Below are 15,279 nucleotides of genomic sequence, written 5' to 3' on the forward strand. Positions count from 1 at the left end.
TGTGTCCTTTGGTCTTGGCTTGATAGTGGGCCCAGTTAGCACGGGGGGATTGGTCCAGTCGCCGTTCACTAGTGCTATACAGTCTGAAAAACGTATGAATCCCATCGGCTGACTTGACGCTGTGAGAAATTTTCAATGGGTATGCGACACTGAACGCCGAGAAACTGAGGCAGGGGTAGATTTCTGATGTTGGAAAAAGCTGCTGAAAGCAGAAACATAGTGTTGCTGGACGGAGGTATGGGACAGGAGCTCAGGAAGCGCAGCAGCCAACCGGTGTCCCCGCTATGGTCTGCTCAGGTCATGCTCGACGAGCCCCATTTGGTCGTGGATGCACATCGCGATTTCATCGCGGCTGGAGCGCAAGTCATTAAGCTCAATAATTACAGTGCCACCCCACATCGTCTGGCGCGGGATGGCAGTTCCGCCATGTTTGAGCCCTTGCATACGGCGGCACTCAATGCTGCACGTCAGGCGCGCGAAGAGAGCGGCAGGGAAGTTCGCATCGCAGGTTGCCTGCCGCCGTTGGTGGCAAGTTATCATGCCGATAGCGTGCCGGACGACACCGTTTGCCAGCGTGATTACCGGCGTCTTGTGCAGCAGCAAGCAGAAGGTGTAGACCTTTTCCTCTGTGAAACCATGTCGCTGATACGTGAGGCGCGAGCGGCGACGATCGCGGCGGTGGAAGCCGAACGCTCGGTATGGGTGGCATTCACTGTAGATGATAGCGATGGTACCCGTTTGCGCTCTGGGGAGCGGCTGTCCGAAGCAGTTAATGAGGTTGCGTCTATTGGCGCAGAGAAGATAGTGGTCAATTGTTCAGTGCCCGAAGCCGTTACAGCCGCCATGCACGAACTTGCTACCCTTAACGTGTCCTTTGGTGGGTATGCCAATGGTTTTACATCCGTGGCACCGCTGCAACCTGGCGGAACTGTAGACGCGCTCACATCGCGTGCTGATCTTGATCCCATCGGCTATGCCGCACATGCCCTGGCATGGGCCGAACTGGGCGCCAGGGTGGTCGGTGGCTGCTGTGAAGTGGGTCCTGCGCATATTGCTGAGTTGGCCAGGCAATTGACCGACAGCGGCTACCATCTGGTGTCATATTGATCTGTGCGTTTGTGGCACTCTGTATGAGTGATCACTGACAGTGTCACTTATTCGTTTCTTCTGTTTCTTCTTCCTCCCCGACCGGTTCAATAGGGTTGCCATCCTCGTCCAGGAATTGGTGATCGTAAGCCGCTTGAAGGCCTGTCTCTTCAGCTTCAACTTCCTGGGGCTGCTCGTCATCGTCGGTCAGGTAGTCGATATGGCCCGGATACAGCGGGGAGAGCACCGAGACAAGAATACCGATCACGCAGAATATGGAAAAAGCGTCAGCATAGCCGAATTCGCCGACCAGCATGCCGACCACCGGTGAGCCCGCGGCCTGACCCAGCGCGCAGGCCATGAAAGGTAATACCGGGCCCATGGATGGGCGTCCGGGCAACAGGCGGATGCCGGTCATCAGGTATAAACCTGTCAGGCTCATGTAGGCGAGACCGAATACCAATGCGGAAAACATCGTCAGGGCCAACTGGTCGGGGCTGGCGGCGAGGAGCACGAGGCTTGCCGCCAGCATCATCAGCATTAACGCCTGGGTAATGGGCGGGTTGTTGCGATCGGCGACATCGCTCACCACCGCACCTCCCAGGCCGGCAATGCCAGCGGCGAACCACAGCCAGCCGGTGAGAGCGGGGGGGAGTTCACCCAGCCTGACCACCAGGTCCGGTGCGAAGATCCAGTACGGGGCAGAGACAAACCCCATGGCGAACGCAAACAGTGAAAGCCGGACAAGGCGCGACCACTGCTGTCGCGTCACCGGGGGAGGTGGCGCGGCGTTGGCGGGAATGACCCGTGAGACCGAGGGGATAAAAAACCAGGCGGCCACGACTCCGATGCCTGCCAGTATGGCAAAAGACGTATAAGTAAAACGCCAGGCATCTGCCAGAAATACGACGGTCGGTACCGCCACGATGATGCCGATACTGGTACCGGCGTTCATGATGGAACTGACGCGGCCGTGCATCGAACGGCTGACCAATACCTGCATGGCGGAGGTCAGTGCTGGCATCATCAACCCCGTGCAGACACCGCAGGTAAACACACCAATACCCAACGATAGAGCGTCTGAAGATTGGCTGATCAGGGCCAGACCACCAACACCAAAACACCCTGAGAGGACTGCCAGGTTGCGTGCCCCGAGACGGTTGGCGGCAAGTGGCGCCACCATGGTGGCAAGCACGAAACTGACAAAGGGCAATGCGCCGATAATGCCGACGATATAGGCTGACAGATCCAGTTCATTGCTGATGGAGGGTACAAACAAGCCAAACGCGAAGCGTGCGAGCCCGTAACTGATGGCCACCAGGGCAGCGCCAAAGAAGGCAAACCCCATGTTGGACAAGGTCTTCATATGGCCACCCCACTGTTGCGTTTGGCTTGAATGTCGTACGGGTGTTGCCATTCTCTCAATGACATCTACCAGGAGCAATGTAACAGGATCTATTTCATCGCAAGTGATGAGATTGTTAATCCAGTATCATCATGAAGATGCCTACAAAAACGCCGCCGGATGTTATTCTCCGGCGGCGTTTTGTATGAATTGGAAGTCAGATTGATGACGGGTTAGCTGGGGGCCTGGTGGTCGGCGAGGGCAGCGGGGTCAGGCCTGCCTTGCAAAGCAATGCTTGGCAAACGCCTTGGTCTTGCCGCCACTCAACTGATTGATCATGTCAGCACATAACACGGGGTGTAGGCCTGTCCATCAAGTTTCATGCGGCCCTGTGCCACAAATGAACTCAGCAGCTCATCCAGGCGACGCATTAGCTCAGGCTCGGCATTGAGCTCATAAGGGCCATGGGCTTCAATGGCGCGGATGCCCTGCTCTTTGACGTTGCCCGCGACAATGCCCGAGAACGCCCGGCGCAGGTTGGCGGCCAGCTCATGGGTCGGCTGCTGGCGGTGAAGCGCCAAGGCTCGCATGGCATCGTGAGTAGGGTCAAAAGGTGCCTGGAAGTCGCGGGCAACCGTCAGGCGCCAGTTATAGTAGAAGGCATCCTGATGAGTGCGCCTGAACTCGGTAACCTCATCGACACTCTGGCGCATCAGCCGGGCAACCGCGACGGGATCGCCGGTAATGATGGTATAAAAACGCCGGATGTCCTCGCCCAGCGTGTAGACCAGAAACTCATCGATCTTTTCAAAGTAGGCCGTTGAATCGGCCGGGCCGGTCAATATGAGCGGAAATGGCATATCCTGATTCGAGGGGTGTAGCAGAATGCCCAGCAAGTAGAGGATTTCTTCCGCGGTGCCCACGCCGCCAGGAAAGACGATGATGCCGTGCCCCAGGCGCACGAACGCTTCAAGGCGCTTTTCGATATCGGGCATGACAACGAGTTCATTGACGATCGGGTTAGGCGCCTCGGCGGCGATGATGCCCGGCTCAGAAATCCCCAGATAGCGGCCGTCGCGGCGACGCTGCTTGGCGTGGGCGACGTTGGCACCTTTCATCGGGCCTTTCATGGCGCCGGGGCCGCAGCCTGTGCAAATGTCCAGATCGCGCAGACCAAGGTGGTAGCCAACGTCCTTGGTGTACTCGTACTCTTCCCGGGAAATGGAGTGACCGCCCCAGCACACTACCAGGCTAGGGTCGCGGCCGGGTATGAGCGTGCCCGCCTTACGCAGAATATGAAACACCGCGTTGGTGGTGCCCTCGGCAGTGGTCAGGTCGAAACGGTCATGGCGCTGGATTTCATTGTAGATATACACAATGTCGCGGATGACCGATGAAAGGTGTTCCCGAATACCGCGAATCATGCGCCCATCCACAAAGGCTTCGGCAGGCGCATTGGTCAGTTTTAAACGGATGCCACGATCCTGCTGAAGCACTTCGATTTCAAAGTCTTTATAAGCTTCCAGAATTGCCAGGCTATCGTCGGTCGGGCTGCCGCAGTTAAGCACGGCCAGGGCGCAGCGCCTCAGCAAATCATGCAAGCCACTCTGTGACGTGCGATGCAGTCGGTTGACTTCGTGTTGGGAAAGGACTTCAAGGCTTCCTTCCGGCGATATGATGCTGGAAATGGTGTCGCGCGATTGAGCGTTTGGGGTCATTAGTGTTGCTTTTCCTGACGGTGTGGAGTCTCAACGCATACTATCATGCTCCCTGAATGGGTACACCGACATTGCCCGACGAGCAGTATGCTATGATAGCCACCATTGCTAACCCGATGATGCTCAACATGTTTAATGCGCAATACTTTCGAACCTACATCACTTTAGTGGAAACGGGCAGTTTTACACGTACCGCGCAGCGACTGGATATGACGCAGCCCGGAGTGAGCCAGCATATTCGCAAGTTGGAGCGTTATTTAAATAAAACCTTGTTGGAGCGGCGCGGTCGAGGTTTTACGTTAACCGAGTCGGGGCGCCGGGCTTACGACTATGCGTTGAAGCTGTTTGCTGAACATGAGCAGTTTCGTCATGCGCTGGACGACGATTTGCTGGATAGCGGCGAATGCCGGATAGCGTCACCGGGAAGCGTGGGGCTGATGTTCTATCCGTACATTCTGGGTCAGCAGCAACGACACCCCAGTCTGACCGTCAGCTACAGCTTTGCCTTCAATCACGAGATCGTCAATGACCTGCTGGAGGGGCGCTATGACATCGGGATCGTGACCGACACGGTCAATCATCCCGACCTGGAGTGCCACGTATGGCACCAGGAGCCGTTGTGTCTGGTGGTACCGGCAGACTTTGTCGAGGGGACGCTTGCGGATCTGATGGGAATTGGTTTTCTCAACTATTACGACGGCATCAACCACGCCAATGCGTTGTTGCGTGCCAACTTTCCGGATGAGTTTCGCTCGATGACACATTTTCGTCACCAGGGCTTCACCAATGAAGTCAGCATGGTGCTCGATGCTGTCGCCCGGGGGCTGGGTTTTACGGTGGTGTCGCGTCTGGTTCTCGAGACCTCGCCCTGGCAACGCCAGGTGAAGGCACTCAACCTGCCCAATACGGTGAATGAAGTGCTGTATTTACTGCGTCGTCGGGATTCCGTGCTGCCCAAGCGCTATGAAAAGCTGCTTGACGGCTTTCATCAGGAGCGGATGCAGGAAATAACGCCTTGAGGCTCGCTTTACAGGCGTCGGTCTCAAGGCGCTTGGCTGCTGATTGAGCTGGCCGTTATGCGTCGCGGTACTCGTCGATGGTCGGGCAAGAACAAATCAACTGACGGTCACCAAAGACGTTATCCACGCGATTGACGGCTGGCCAGTATTTCGATGCCTTGACGGCGGCGGTAGGGAAGGCCCCCAGTTCGCGGTCGTAAGGACGCTGCCATTCGGTGTCGATGATATCCGCCTGCGTATGCGGCGCATTGACCAGAGGGTTGTTATCCAGCGGCCACTCCCCCTGCTCGACACGCGTAATCTCCTCCCGAATGGCAATCATCGCATCACAGAAACGGTCAATTTCATACAATGATTCCGACTCGGTTGGCTCGATCATCAGCGTGCCAGGCACGGGGAAGGACATGGTGGGCGCATGGAAACCGTAATCCATCAGGCGTTTGGCGATATCTTCTTCGCTGATGCCTGAGGCCGCCTTGAGCGGGCGAATGTCGATGATGCACTCGTGGGCCACTGTACCGTTCTGGCCGCGATAGAGAATCGGGTAGGCCGCTTCAAGCCGCTTGGCAATATAGTTGGCATTGAGAATGGCCAGTTCAGTGGCTTCGCGCAGCCCCTGCGCGCCCATCATTTTAATGTAGGCCCAGGAAATCGGCAGGATGGAAGCACTGCCAAACGCCGCGGCGGATACCGCGCCGCACTCTGGATTGACACCGTTAATGGGCGTGACCACGTGGTTGGACACGTAGGGCGCCAGGTGGGCTTTGACGCCGATAGGCCCCATACCTGGGCCGCCGCCGCCGTGGGGGATGCAGAACGTTTTATGCAGATTCAGGTGCGACACGTCGCCGCCAAAATCCCCGGGGCGGGTTAACCCCACCTGGGCGTTCATGTTGGCGCCGTCGATATATACCTGGCCACCGTTGTCGTGAACGATCTGGCAGGCTTCGCGCACGCTGGTTTCAAAAACGCCGTGGGTCGACGGATAAGTGAGCATGATGGCGGAGAGCTGATCCCGGTGCTTTTCTGCCTTGGTGCGCAGGTCGTCCAGGTCAATGTTGCCGTTGGCGTCGCACTCGACCACCACTACTTGCATTTGCACCATGGCCGCAGACGCCGGGTTGGTGCCGTGGGCCGAGCTTGGGATCAAGCAGACATTGCGGTGGCCTTCGCCCTGGGCATTCTGGTAACGCCTGATGGCCGCCAGCCCGGCGTATTCACCCTGGGCGCCCGAGTTGGGCTGCATGGAAATATGCTCATAGCCGGTTACCTCAACCAGGAAGTCGGCCAGTTCGTCGATCATCTGGTGGTAGCCAGCCGCCTGCTCGCGGGGGGCGAAGGGGTGGATATGGGCAAACGCCGGCCAGGAAACCGGAATCATCTCGCTGGTAGCGTTGAGTTTCATGGTGCACGAGCCGAGGGGAATCATCGCATGGGCAAGCGATAAATCCTTATTTTCCAGCCGCTTCAGATAGCGCAGCATCTCGGTTTCGCTGCGATAGCGCTTAAAGGTAGGGTGGGTCAGAAAATCGCTTTCCCGCTGGTAGGCGCGGGGAATCCCGGAAACACGGTCAGTGACAATCTGCTCGTCAAGAGCGGCGACAGAGAGTCCGTGCTCATCACCGAGCAGCACGTCGAACAGCAGGGCCACGTCGTGGGCCGTGGTGGTTTCATCCAGGCTGATGCCCACATCGCCGTTGGCAAAATAATGCAGGTTGATGTCGTGGGTCATCGCGCGACCATGGATCTTGCCTGCATCCACCTGGGTCAGGCGCAGCGTATCGAACCAGGTGTCATGTGCCAGCCGGATACCTGCCTGCTGAAGGCCGTGGGCGAGCACTGTCGTCAAGCGATGCACGCGGCCGGCAATTTTGCGCAGCCCGTCGGCACCGTGGTAAGTGGCGTAAAAACCGGCAATGTTGGCCAGTAGCGCCTGGGCAGTACAGATGTTGGACGTGGCTTTTTCGCGGCGAATATGCTGCTCACGGGTTTGCATCGCCATGCGCAGCGCCGTTTGGCCACGGCTGTCCTTGGAGACGCCAATAATCCGCCCGGGAATGGATCGCTTGAGTTTGTCTGATGTGGCAAAAAAGGCGGCGTGAGGCCCACCGAAGCCCATGGGCACCCCAAAGCGCTGAGAGTTACCCACCACGATATCGGCACCCAGAGCACCCGGCTCTTTGAGCAGAACCAGGCTCAGCAGGTCAGTGGCGACACAGGTCATGATTGAATGTTTTTCGGCGGAGCTGATCAACGACGCCAGGTCGCTAATGTCGCCGTTGGCCGTGGGGTACTGGAACAAGGCCCCAAAAACGTCATGCTCGGCGACAGATGACGCCGGTCCGACGATGAGTTCAAACCCGAAAAAATCGGCGCGGGTTTTGACCACGTCCAGGGTTTGGACAAACACATCGTCAGCGACAAAAAAGGCATTGGACTTGTTTTTCTTGTTGGCGCGCTTGCACAACGCCATGGCTTCAGCCGCCGCGGTTGCTTCATCCAGCAGAGAGGCGTTGGCAAGCTCCATGCCGGTTAAATCCATGACCACCTGCTGGAAGTTCAGCAGGCCCTCCAGGCGCCCCTGGGATATTTCCGGCTGGTAAGGCGTATAGGCCGTATACCAGCCCGGGTTTTCCAGTACGTTGCGCTGAATCACCGCGGGCATGTGGGTCCCATAGTAGCCCTGGCCAATATAACTTTTGGCGACCCGGTTCTGACGTGCCAGCTGGCTCAGGTAATCGAGGGCTTCGGCTTCGCTTCTGGGATCGTCGAGCGACAGCTCGCGGCCGAGGCGAATATCGCCGGGGACAGTTTGCTCGATCAGGTCTTCCATGCGCTGCATGTCGAGCGCTTTTAGCATGGTGGAGACGTCGTCGGCGTCAGGGCCATTATGACGTTTGATAAAAGCATCGTGGTCAGCCAGTTCGGCTAATCGGCGAGTTTCAAAAGGCATGGAGAGAATTCCGAACGTGATGAGAAAACCGGGCAGGGGGCTGCGCCTGCCAATGGGCAGGCGTTATTGATCAGTCGTCGCTCAAGGTCGCTTGATAAGCGTCTGCATCCATGAGCTCCTCAAGGTTTTCATCGCTTAAACGCACCTTCATGATCCAGCCGCCTTCATAAGGGGCATCATTGACCGTTTCGGGGGCATCTTCCAGCGCTTCATTGACCTCGATGACTTCGCCATCGACGGGCGAATAAAGGTCGGAAGCGGCTTTGACCGACTCAATGACACCAAACTCATCACCCTTGGTCAGCGTGGTGCCAACATCGGGCAGTTCGACGAACACGACATCACCGAGCGCGGCTTGAGCATGGTCGGTAATGCCGATGGTGACCGTACCGTCTTGATGATCAAGCACCCACTCGTGGCTCTCAGCGTAACGAAGGTTGGCAGGAAGGTTGCTCATGGTGATTCCCTATACGAAACGGATGTGGAGCCGCCATCTTAGCGCTTGTTGTTCACCTTGGCGATGGGCGCTGTGCACGGCGAGCGTTTAGCGACGCATGGTAACGTGTTTCCAATAGGAAACAAGTTCCCCGTTGCCGCTTTATAACGACCCCCCTACCTAAAACGTCAATGGCGATTACGTGGTGATGAATTGCCAATTTAGCGATATTTGCTATGTAAACTCGACAATGCCATGGCAAGTGACCAAAGTTATGGTGTAAAACATGGCGATCTTACGTCGGGTGCCGCCAGCGATCGGCTCGTGACACCAGAACGTTTGATGGCCAGAATCAAGCGACGCGTCGCCAAGCGTTACATCTGGTCTACATCGAATAAATCAAACCATGAAAAGGGTAAGGAGGTAGCAGGTGGAAACATTAAACAGTCTCTTCGGAGCCATTAACGGGGTGGTATGGGGCCCGTTGATGCTCATCTTGCTGCTAGGTGTGGGGATCTACCTCCAGCTTGGCCTGAAACTGATGCCCATCAGGAAGCTGGGTATTGGCTTCAAGCTCATGTGGCAGGGGCGGGAAGCCAAGGGCGAAAGTGCTGAAAAAGATGGCGAAATTTCCCCCTTTAACGCGCTGATGACGTCGTTATCGGCGACCATCGGTACCGGTAATATCGCCGGGGTGGCCACCGCGATTGCGTTAGGCGGGCCGGGCGCGGTGTTCTGGATGTGGATCACGGCGCTGGTGGGGATGGCCACAAAATTTGCCGAGGCCCTGTTGGCGGTCCGTTTTCGTGAAACCGACAGTACTGGCTACCATGTTGGCGGACCGATGTTCTATATCAAGAACGGTCTCGGCAAGAAGTGGATGTGGCTTGGTGTACTGTTCGCGTTCTTCGGGGCTGTTGCGGCCTTCGGTATCGGTAACACGGTTCAGTCCAATTCGGTCGCGGATGCCATGGATGCCACCTTTGGCGTGCCGACATGGTTGACCGGTGTGGTGATCATGGTGCTGGCTGGTGCGGTCATCCTCGGCGGCATCAAGCGGATTGCCAAGGTCGCCGGCAAGCTGGTGCCGGTCATGGGCATTGCCTATATCGTCGCGGGTATTCTCGTGCTGATTATTAATGCAGGCCAGATCGGTGAAGCCTTCAGCCTGATTTTCTACTACGCCTTCAATCCCATCGCCGCTGCGGGCGGTTTTGCAGGCGCGGCCGTCATGGCAGCGATTCGCTTTGGTGTGGCCCGGGGGATTTTCTCCAACGAGGCAGGCTTGGGTAGTGCGCCAATTGCCCATGCGGCGGCACAGACCAAGAACCCGGTTCGCCAGGGTCTGATTGCCATGCTGGGCACCTTCATCGATACCATTGTGGTGTGTACCATCACTGCGCTGGTGATCTTGACCTCAACCGTATGGATCGATGGCGAAGAAGGGGCGTCGCTCACGGCACTTTCCTTCGATGCGGCGTTACCCGGGTTCGGCAATCAGATTGTTGCCGTTGCACTGGCGGTATTTGCGTTTACCACCATCCTTGGCTGGTCGTTCTACGGTGAAAAATGCTTCCAGTTCCTGTTCGGCACGCGCTCTATCATGTTGTATCGGGTACTCTTCGTTCTGGCGATTCCGCTTGGTGCCATGGCGCAGCTTGGTTTCATCTGGCTGATGGCAGATACCTTCAACGCCATGATGGCGATTCCCAACCTGATTGCACTGGCACTGCTGTCGCCTGTCGTGTTTAAACTGACCAAAGACTATTTCGATGGCAAAGACGTCTTGCCAGGGGAAGCGTTAGACCACGATAACTAATCGTTGCCAGGCGCTCGTGCGCCTTTGCAATGCTTATGAAGAGTCGGGAAGGCACTCATGTGGCTTCCCGCTCTTGTTTGTAGAGGAGTGATTGATGACTGAGTTTAAACAGACCCCGTTGCATGCGCTGCATGGCCGACTGGGGGCGAAGATGGTGCCTTTTGCCGGTTACGAGATGCCTGTCCAGTTTCCGTTGGGCGTTAAAAAGGAGCACGAGCACACACGCCAGCAGTGCGGCTTGTTTGATGTCTCGCATATGGGGCAGGTAGTGGTGTCCGGTGATAACGTCGCCGAGGAACTGGAAACCCTGATTCCTGCCGATCTGGTTGGGTTGGCCGAAGGTGCCCAGCGCTATGGGCTGCTGACCAGCAATGAAGGCGGGATTCTTGACGACCTGATGGTCGTCAATGCGGGCGAACATTTCTATCTGGTGGTCAATGCTGCCTGCAAGGAACAGGATATCGCCCATCTGCAGGCCCGTTTAGGTGACCGTCTGAGCATAGCGCCCCTGGACCGTGGGTTGCTCGCCCTGCAGGGTCCCAGCGCGCACCAGGTCATGCAGCGGGTGTGCCCGGCAGCCTGCGGGCTGGTATTCATGCAGCACGGTCGCTTTCAGGTGGATGACCAGGAAATATGGATCAGCCGCAGTGGCTACACCGGCGAGGATGGCTTCGAGATATCGGTGGCGGCTGACGCCACGGAGGCTTTCGCCGAGCGTCTGCTGTCAGAACCAGAAGTAGAAGCCATTGGTCTTGGGGCGCGGGACTCCTTACGTCTGGAAGCGGGTCTGTGTCTCTACGGGCACGACATGGATACCACGACCACGCCGGTAGAAGCCGGTTTGATCTGGGCGATCAGCAAGCCCCGTCGCCACGGTGGTGCCCGCCCTGGCGGCTTTCCCGGTGCCGATTTGATCCTTCACCAGGTCGATGCCAAAGACCATACCCGTAAACGCGTGGGGCTGGTGGCCGAGGGGCGCGCGCCGGTGCGTGAGGGCGCCTCGCTGGTAGATGAAAATGGCAGTGAGGTGGGGACGGTGACCTCCGGTGGATTCGGGCCCAGTGTGGGCAAGCCGGTGGCAATGGGCTATGTTTCCCGGGACCTAGAAGCACCGGGCACGACCGTCTATGCCGAAGTGCGCGGCAAACGGTTGCCCATGACGGTCACCAAAACACCCTTTGTCACCGCCCACTATTATCGTGGTTAAGGGCTGTTAAACCGCCCCCGCTCCGGTTTCAGCCACGGGGACGGTTTTATTTCAGCACCCGCCGGGGGTCGATCGGTTTGCCGCCCTGACGTAAGTCAAACAACAAATCATGACGGCCTGTGGCCCGACTTTTGCCTACCTGGCAAAGCGGGTCACCTGCGGCCACCTGCTGACCTTCTTCGACGGTTAACTGCTCACACAGGGCATAGACGCTTTGCAGGTTATCCGCATGGTGAACAATCACCACCTTCTCAAGCTGTCGCATACTGCCCGCAAAACGAACCTCGCCCCTGGCGACTGCCTTCGCACTTGCATTGGCCTGGGTGGCCAGCAGCATGGGCTGAAGCGTGCCACGGCTATCGGGGCCGTAGCGGCGAACCACACGGTAATCATCCAGCGGCCAGGGCCAGCGTTTGGCCGACGCCGGGAGCGATGAGCTGCCCGGGCTGGACGTTTGCGCGGCCGGTTGGCTGCGGCTTGACGTTGTCGAGCTTGCGGTCGAGGTACCACTGCTCGAACCGACGGGAATATTGATCATTTGGCCAACGCGCAACTCGGTCGCCGAGATGCCAGTATTGGCACTTTCCAGCCGCGATGGGGTGGTGCCGAAATGGCGAGCAAGGCTGGAAAACGTATCGCCCGGGCGGATTTGGTAGCGGTATGGGCCGCTGGCTGGCGCGCGTTCCTGCTGCGTGGGAATCAGCAAGCGTTGACCAACGGCCAGGTGGCGTGCTCTGACGCCCGGATTGAAGCGCTGCAGCCTTTCGAGCGGCACGTTGGCGCGTTTGGCTAACTGGCCCAGCGTATCGCCACGTTTGACTGCCACCCAGCTACCGCTGATCTGGGCCGCCGCCGGGGCGGCGACTCGCTGAGGGGCAGAGGGCGTGCTGGCGCAGCCGGCCAGTGTGCTGGCGACCATGAGAGCCCCGAGCCACTTGCTCACGCGTGATCGATCTGGCCATCCAGCTGACAGTCTTTTTCCTGCCAGAGTGCATTGATCCATGAGTGGAAATGTTCCTTGTGCTGCGATTCGGCGTGATAGTCAGCGGTCAACATCCATGCAGGCACGTCAAGGATGCGTGCCTTCAGGGTGATCGGTGCTTCCTGGCCGCAAAGAAAGCCCCAAAAAGTGGGATTCGGATTGGTGTAGCTCAGCGTCACGTCAAGGATGCCGTCGAGCTTGTCGCCAAGCAAGTGGAGGACTTGAGCAACCCCGCCCGCCTTGGGCCGAAGCAGATGGCGGTAGGGGCTCTGTTGCAAGGCATGTTTATGCGGCGTGAAGCGGGTGCCTTCAACAAAATTGTAGATAGCAATGGGCGACTGGCGGGCGCGAGCGCACATGCGTTCTGTCGCCTCCCGGTCCAGCTTTGCCAGGCCCGGATTGCGGGCAATTTGCTCTCGTGTAATGCGGCGCATGATAGGGAAATCGAGCGCCCAGAAGGCAAGACCGACGATCGGTATCCACAATAACTGCCGCTTTACAAAGAAACGCGGCATGGGAATGCGCCGGTGAAGAACCATCAGCAGCATAAAGATATCGGTCCAGCTACGATGGTTGGATATCACCAGCCACCACTGATCCGGGCGCAGGTTGTCGGGAACGGACGCCTCCAGCCGAGGTTGTATCCAGTGGCGCATCCACCACAGGTTAACGCCTATCCAGTTCATGGTGACGTGACCAATACCTGCCTGTACTGCCTTTTGAATGCGCCCATTGGGGGCTATCAGTTTGAGCAGCGATAGCGCTGTCAGGGGGATTCCCCAAAAAAGCGTATTGAGGACTAGCAAGACGACGCTAATCACCCCTTTAAACATCGGCATTCCGCGCTTCCTTACTGGTGCGTAATGTTGAATGCTAAAGGATATTACCCAGCCTGCCCAGCCTCATGCTCGGGTAAGTAGGGCGCTTGAACGGTTTCCAGCAAGACCGTGCGAAGTGCATGCGCGGCCACTGATAGCTCCTGTTGCGTCAGGATCCCCACGCGACAGGCGATGCTTGGCGAGGTCAGTGGCAGGTAGTGTGCGCCCAGCGCCTGCATCTGGGGAATGCACATTGACGGCACGGCGCTGACCCCCAGGCCTTCCGCCACCATTCGGCCGACGGTCGATAACTGATGGCTCTCGAAGGCGACCGGCAAATCCATTTGCTGTCGGGAAAGGGCCTGTTCCAGCAGTCTGCGAACCATTGAGGGACGCTGCAAGGTGATAAAGTCTTCGCCAAGCAAGTCTTCCCATGACAGCGATGCTCGCTGATCCAACCGTGAGCCTTTGGCAACGACCGCGACAAAATGGTCCTCGAACAAGGGCGTGAATGACAGGCTGCCGGTACCCTCCGGTGCGAACGCAATGCCCAATTCCACCTGACGCGAACGCACCATGTCGTTAACGTCTTCGTTGATGACATCGTGCACGGTCACGTTGATTTTGGGGTACTGTTGACGGAATCGAACCAATGCCCTGGGCAGCAGGTTGCAGGCAAAGGCGGGCATTGCCGCGACGCTGAGGCGTCCCAACTGCAGGGTAAAGCGTTGACGCAGGCGTTCTTCCGTATTGTCCCACTGGGCGAGCAAGTGCTTGGCCAGCGGTAGCAGCGACTCGCCCTCGGGCGTCAAGCGGACGCTGCGAGTGCTGCGTAGCAATAATTTGCCGCCCAGCGCATCTTCGAGCCCTTTTATGGCTAGACTAAGGGCGGGCTGGGACAAATGCAGCCGTTCGCAGGCCTGGGTAAAGCTCAGGGTCTGGGCAACAGCCAGAAAGGCGCGTAACTGTTTGACGGTCATGGCTGTCTCTTTATAAGTTATGAAAATAAATCGATAAGAAAAACAAACTTAACAAATATATTGTCTGGCACAACACTGCAACCCTAAGCCTGCGTCGCGATAGCCGTCACACCTTGCATCTCGTGGGCTCAGCGACATTGGGGTATCACTGACAACCGTCATCGACAACCGTCATCGACAACAAGGCGAGGTATAACAATGGCAGGATTCGATAAGCGTGTTGCTTCCTACGAAGAAGCAATGGAAGGCATTGAAAGCGGCATGACCGTATTGGCCGGTGGCTTTGGCCTGTGCGGCATTCCTGAGAATTTGATTGCTGAAATAAAGCGGCGTGGGGTCAAGGACCTGACCGTTGTATCGAACAACTGTGGCGTCGATGGTTTTGGCCTCGGCCTCTTGCTCGAAGATCGTCAGATACGCAAGATTCTGGCGTCTTATGTAGGCGAAAATGCGCTCTTTGAGCAGCAGATGCTCAATGACGAGATCGAGGTGGTGCTCACCCCCCAAGGGACACTCGCGGAAAAGATGCGCGCGGGCGGGGCCGGTATCCCGGCGTTTTACACCGCCACCGGCTACGGCACCCCCATTGGCGAAGGCAAGGAAGTCCGTGAATTCAATGGTCGTCCGCATATTCTGGAAGAGGCCATTACCGGTGATTTTGCCATTGTGAAGGGCTGGAAGGCCGACCGCTACGGTAATGTGATGTACCGCCATACGGCGCAGAACTTTAATCCCATGGTCGCAACGGCGGGCAGGATTACCGTCGTTGAAGTCGAAGAGATCGTTGAGCCCGGCGAACTGGAGCCCGGTCAGATCCATACACCGGGCATCTATGTAGACCGAATCATTCAGGGCACGTTTGAGAAGCGCATCGAAAAACGCACGGTGCACAGCTAAGAGTGCGGCGTTATCGAAC

Annotated in this window: 12 protein-coding genes; 5 read left to right on the top strand and 7 right to left on the bottom strand. The window is 57.5% G+C overall.

Translation table 11 applies throughout. The features are described from left to right. Positions 1-186 precede the first annotated feature (186 nt). Positions 187-1,107 (top strand): homocysteine S-methyltransferase family protein, encoded by a 921-nt coding sequence (locus BMX75_RS12280; protein WP_092828349.1) that lies wholly within the window; start codon positions 187-189, stop codon positions 1,105-1,107. 43 nt (positions 1,108-1,150) lie between these two features. On the opposite strand, the gene BMX75_RS12285 is transcribed toward BMX75_RS12280, so the two are convergent. Further along, positions 1,151-2,452: an MFS transporter gene (locus BMX75_RS12285; protein WP_092828351.1), complete on the bottom strand. Its 1,302-nt coding sequence runs from the start codon at positions 2,450-2,452 to the stop codon at positions 1,151-1,153. Between the two features lie 314 nt (positions 2,453-2,766). Then, positions 2,767-4,149 (bottom strand): nucleotide 5'-monophosphate nucleosidase PpnN, encoded by a 1,383-nt coding sequence (gene ppnN, locus BMX75_RS12290; protein ID WP_092828353.1) that lies wholly within the window; start codon positions 4,147-4,149, stop codon positions 2,767-2,769. 128 nt (positions 4,150-4,277) lie between these two features. On the opposite strand from ppnN, the gene BMX75_RS12295 reads away from it, so the two are divergent. Then, entirely contained in the window at positions 4,278-5,168 is an 891-nt protein-coding gene (locus tag BMX75_RS12295) for a LysR family transcriptional regulator (protein ID WP_092828636.1), read from the top strand. Between the two features lie 55 nt (positions 5,169-5,223). Here BMX75_RS12295 and gcvP read toward each other — a convergent pair whose 3' ends face one another. Both gcvP and gcvH read right to left on the bottom strand, forming a co-directional pair. Next, entirely contained in the window at positions 5,224-8,121 is a 2,898-nt protein-coding gene (gcvP, locus tag BMX75_RS12300) for an aminomethyl-transferring glycine dehydrogenase (RefSeq protein ID WP_092828355.1), read from the bottom strand. A 70-nt stretch (positions 8,122-8,191) separates the two neighbouring features. Next, entirely contained in the window at positions 8,192-8,578 is a 387-nt protein-coding gene (gene gcvH, locus BMX75_RS12305) for a glycine cleavage system protein GcvH (protein WP_092828357.1), read from the bottom strand. A gap of 409 nt (positions 8,579-8,987) precedes the next feature. Here gcvH and BMX75_RS12310 point away from each other — a divergent pair, with 409 nt between their 5' ends. Together BMX75_RS12310 and gcvT are read left to right on the top strand one after the other, a co-directional pair. Continuing rightward, a complete protein-coding gene (locus BMX75_RS12310) occupies positions 8,988-10,376 on the top strand; it encodes an alanine/glycine:cation symporter family protein (RefSeq protein WP_092828359.1) in 1,389 nt (462 codons plus the stop codon). Between the two features lie 94 nt (positions 10,377-10,470). Next, positions 10,471-11,583 carry a glycine cleavage system aminomethyltransferase GcvT gene (gene gcvT / locus BMX75_RS12315; protein ID WP_092828361.1) on the top strand — a complete coding sequence of 371 codons (1,113 nt, stop codon included), beginning with the start codon at positions 10,471-10,473 and terminating at the stop codon, positions 11,581-11,583. Positions 11,584-11,629: 46 nt separating this feature from the next. Here the strand turns inward: gcvT and BMX75_RS12320 are convergent, their stop codons facing one another. From BMX75_RS12320 to BMX75_RS12330, 3 genes are read right to left on the bottom strand one after another with little or no spacing between them, the layout of a single operon-like run. Then, a complete protein-coding gene (locus BMX75_RS12320) occupies positions 11,630-12,502 on the bottom strand; it encodes a LysM peptidoglycan-binding domain-containing protein (RefSeq protein ID WP_092828363.1) in 873 nt (290 codons plus the stop codon). 20 nt (positions 12,503-12,522) lie between these two features. After that, complete coding sequence (locus BMX75_RS12325) at positions 12,523-13,404, bottom strand: acyltransferase (RefSeq protein WP_092828365.1); 882 nt, start codon at positions 13,402-13,404, stop codon at positions 12,523-12,525. Positions 13,405-13,448: 44 nt separating this feature from the next. After that, positions 13,449-14,363 (bottom strand): LysR family transcriptional regulator, encoded by a 915-nt coding sequence (locus BMX75_RS12330; RefSeq protein ID WP_092828367.1) that lies wholly within the window; start codon positions 14,361-14,363, stop codon positions 13,449-13,451. Positions 14,364-14,561: 198 nt separating this feature from the next. Between BMX75_RS12330 and BMX75_RS12335 the strand changes: the two genes are divergently transcribed. After that, positions 14,562-15,260, top strand: a complete 699-nt coding sequence (locus tag BMX75_RS12335; RefSeq protein ID WP_092828369.1) for a CoA transferase subunit A — start codon at positions 14,562-14,564, stop codon at positions 15,258-15,260. The last annotated feature ends 19 nt before the right edge of the window (positions 15,261-15,279 follow it).

The sequence above is a fragment of the Vreelandella subterranea genome (assembly GCF_900111305.1).
GTDB lineage: Bacteria > Pseudomonadota > Gammaproteobacteria > Pseudomonadales > Halomonadaceae > Vreelandella > Vreelandella subterranea.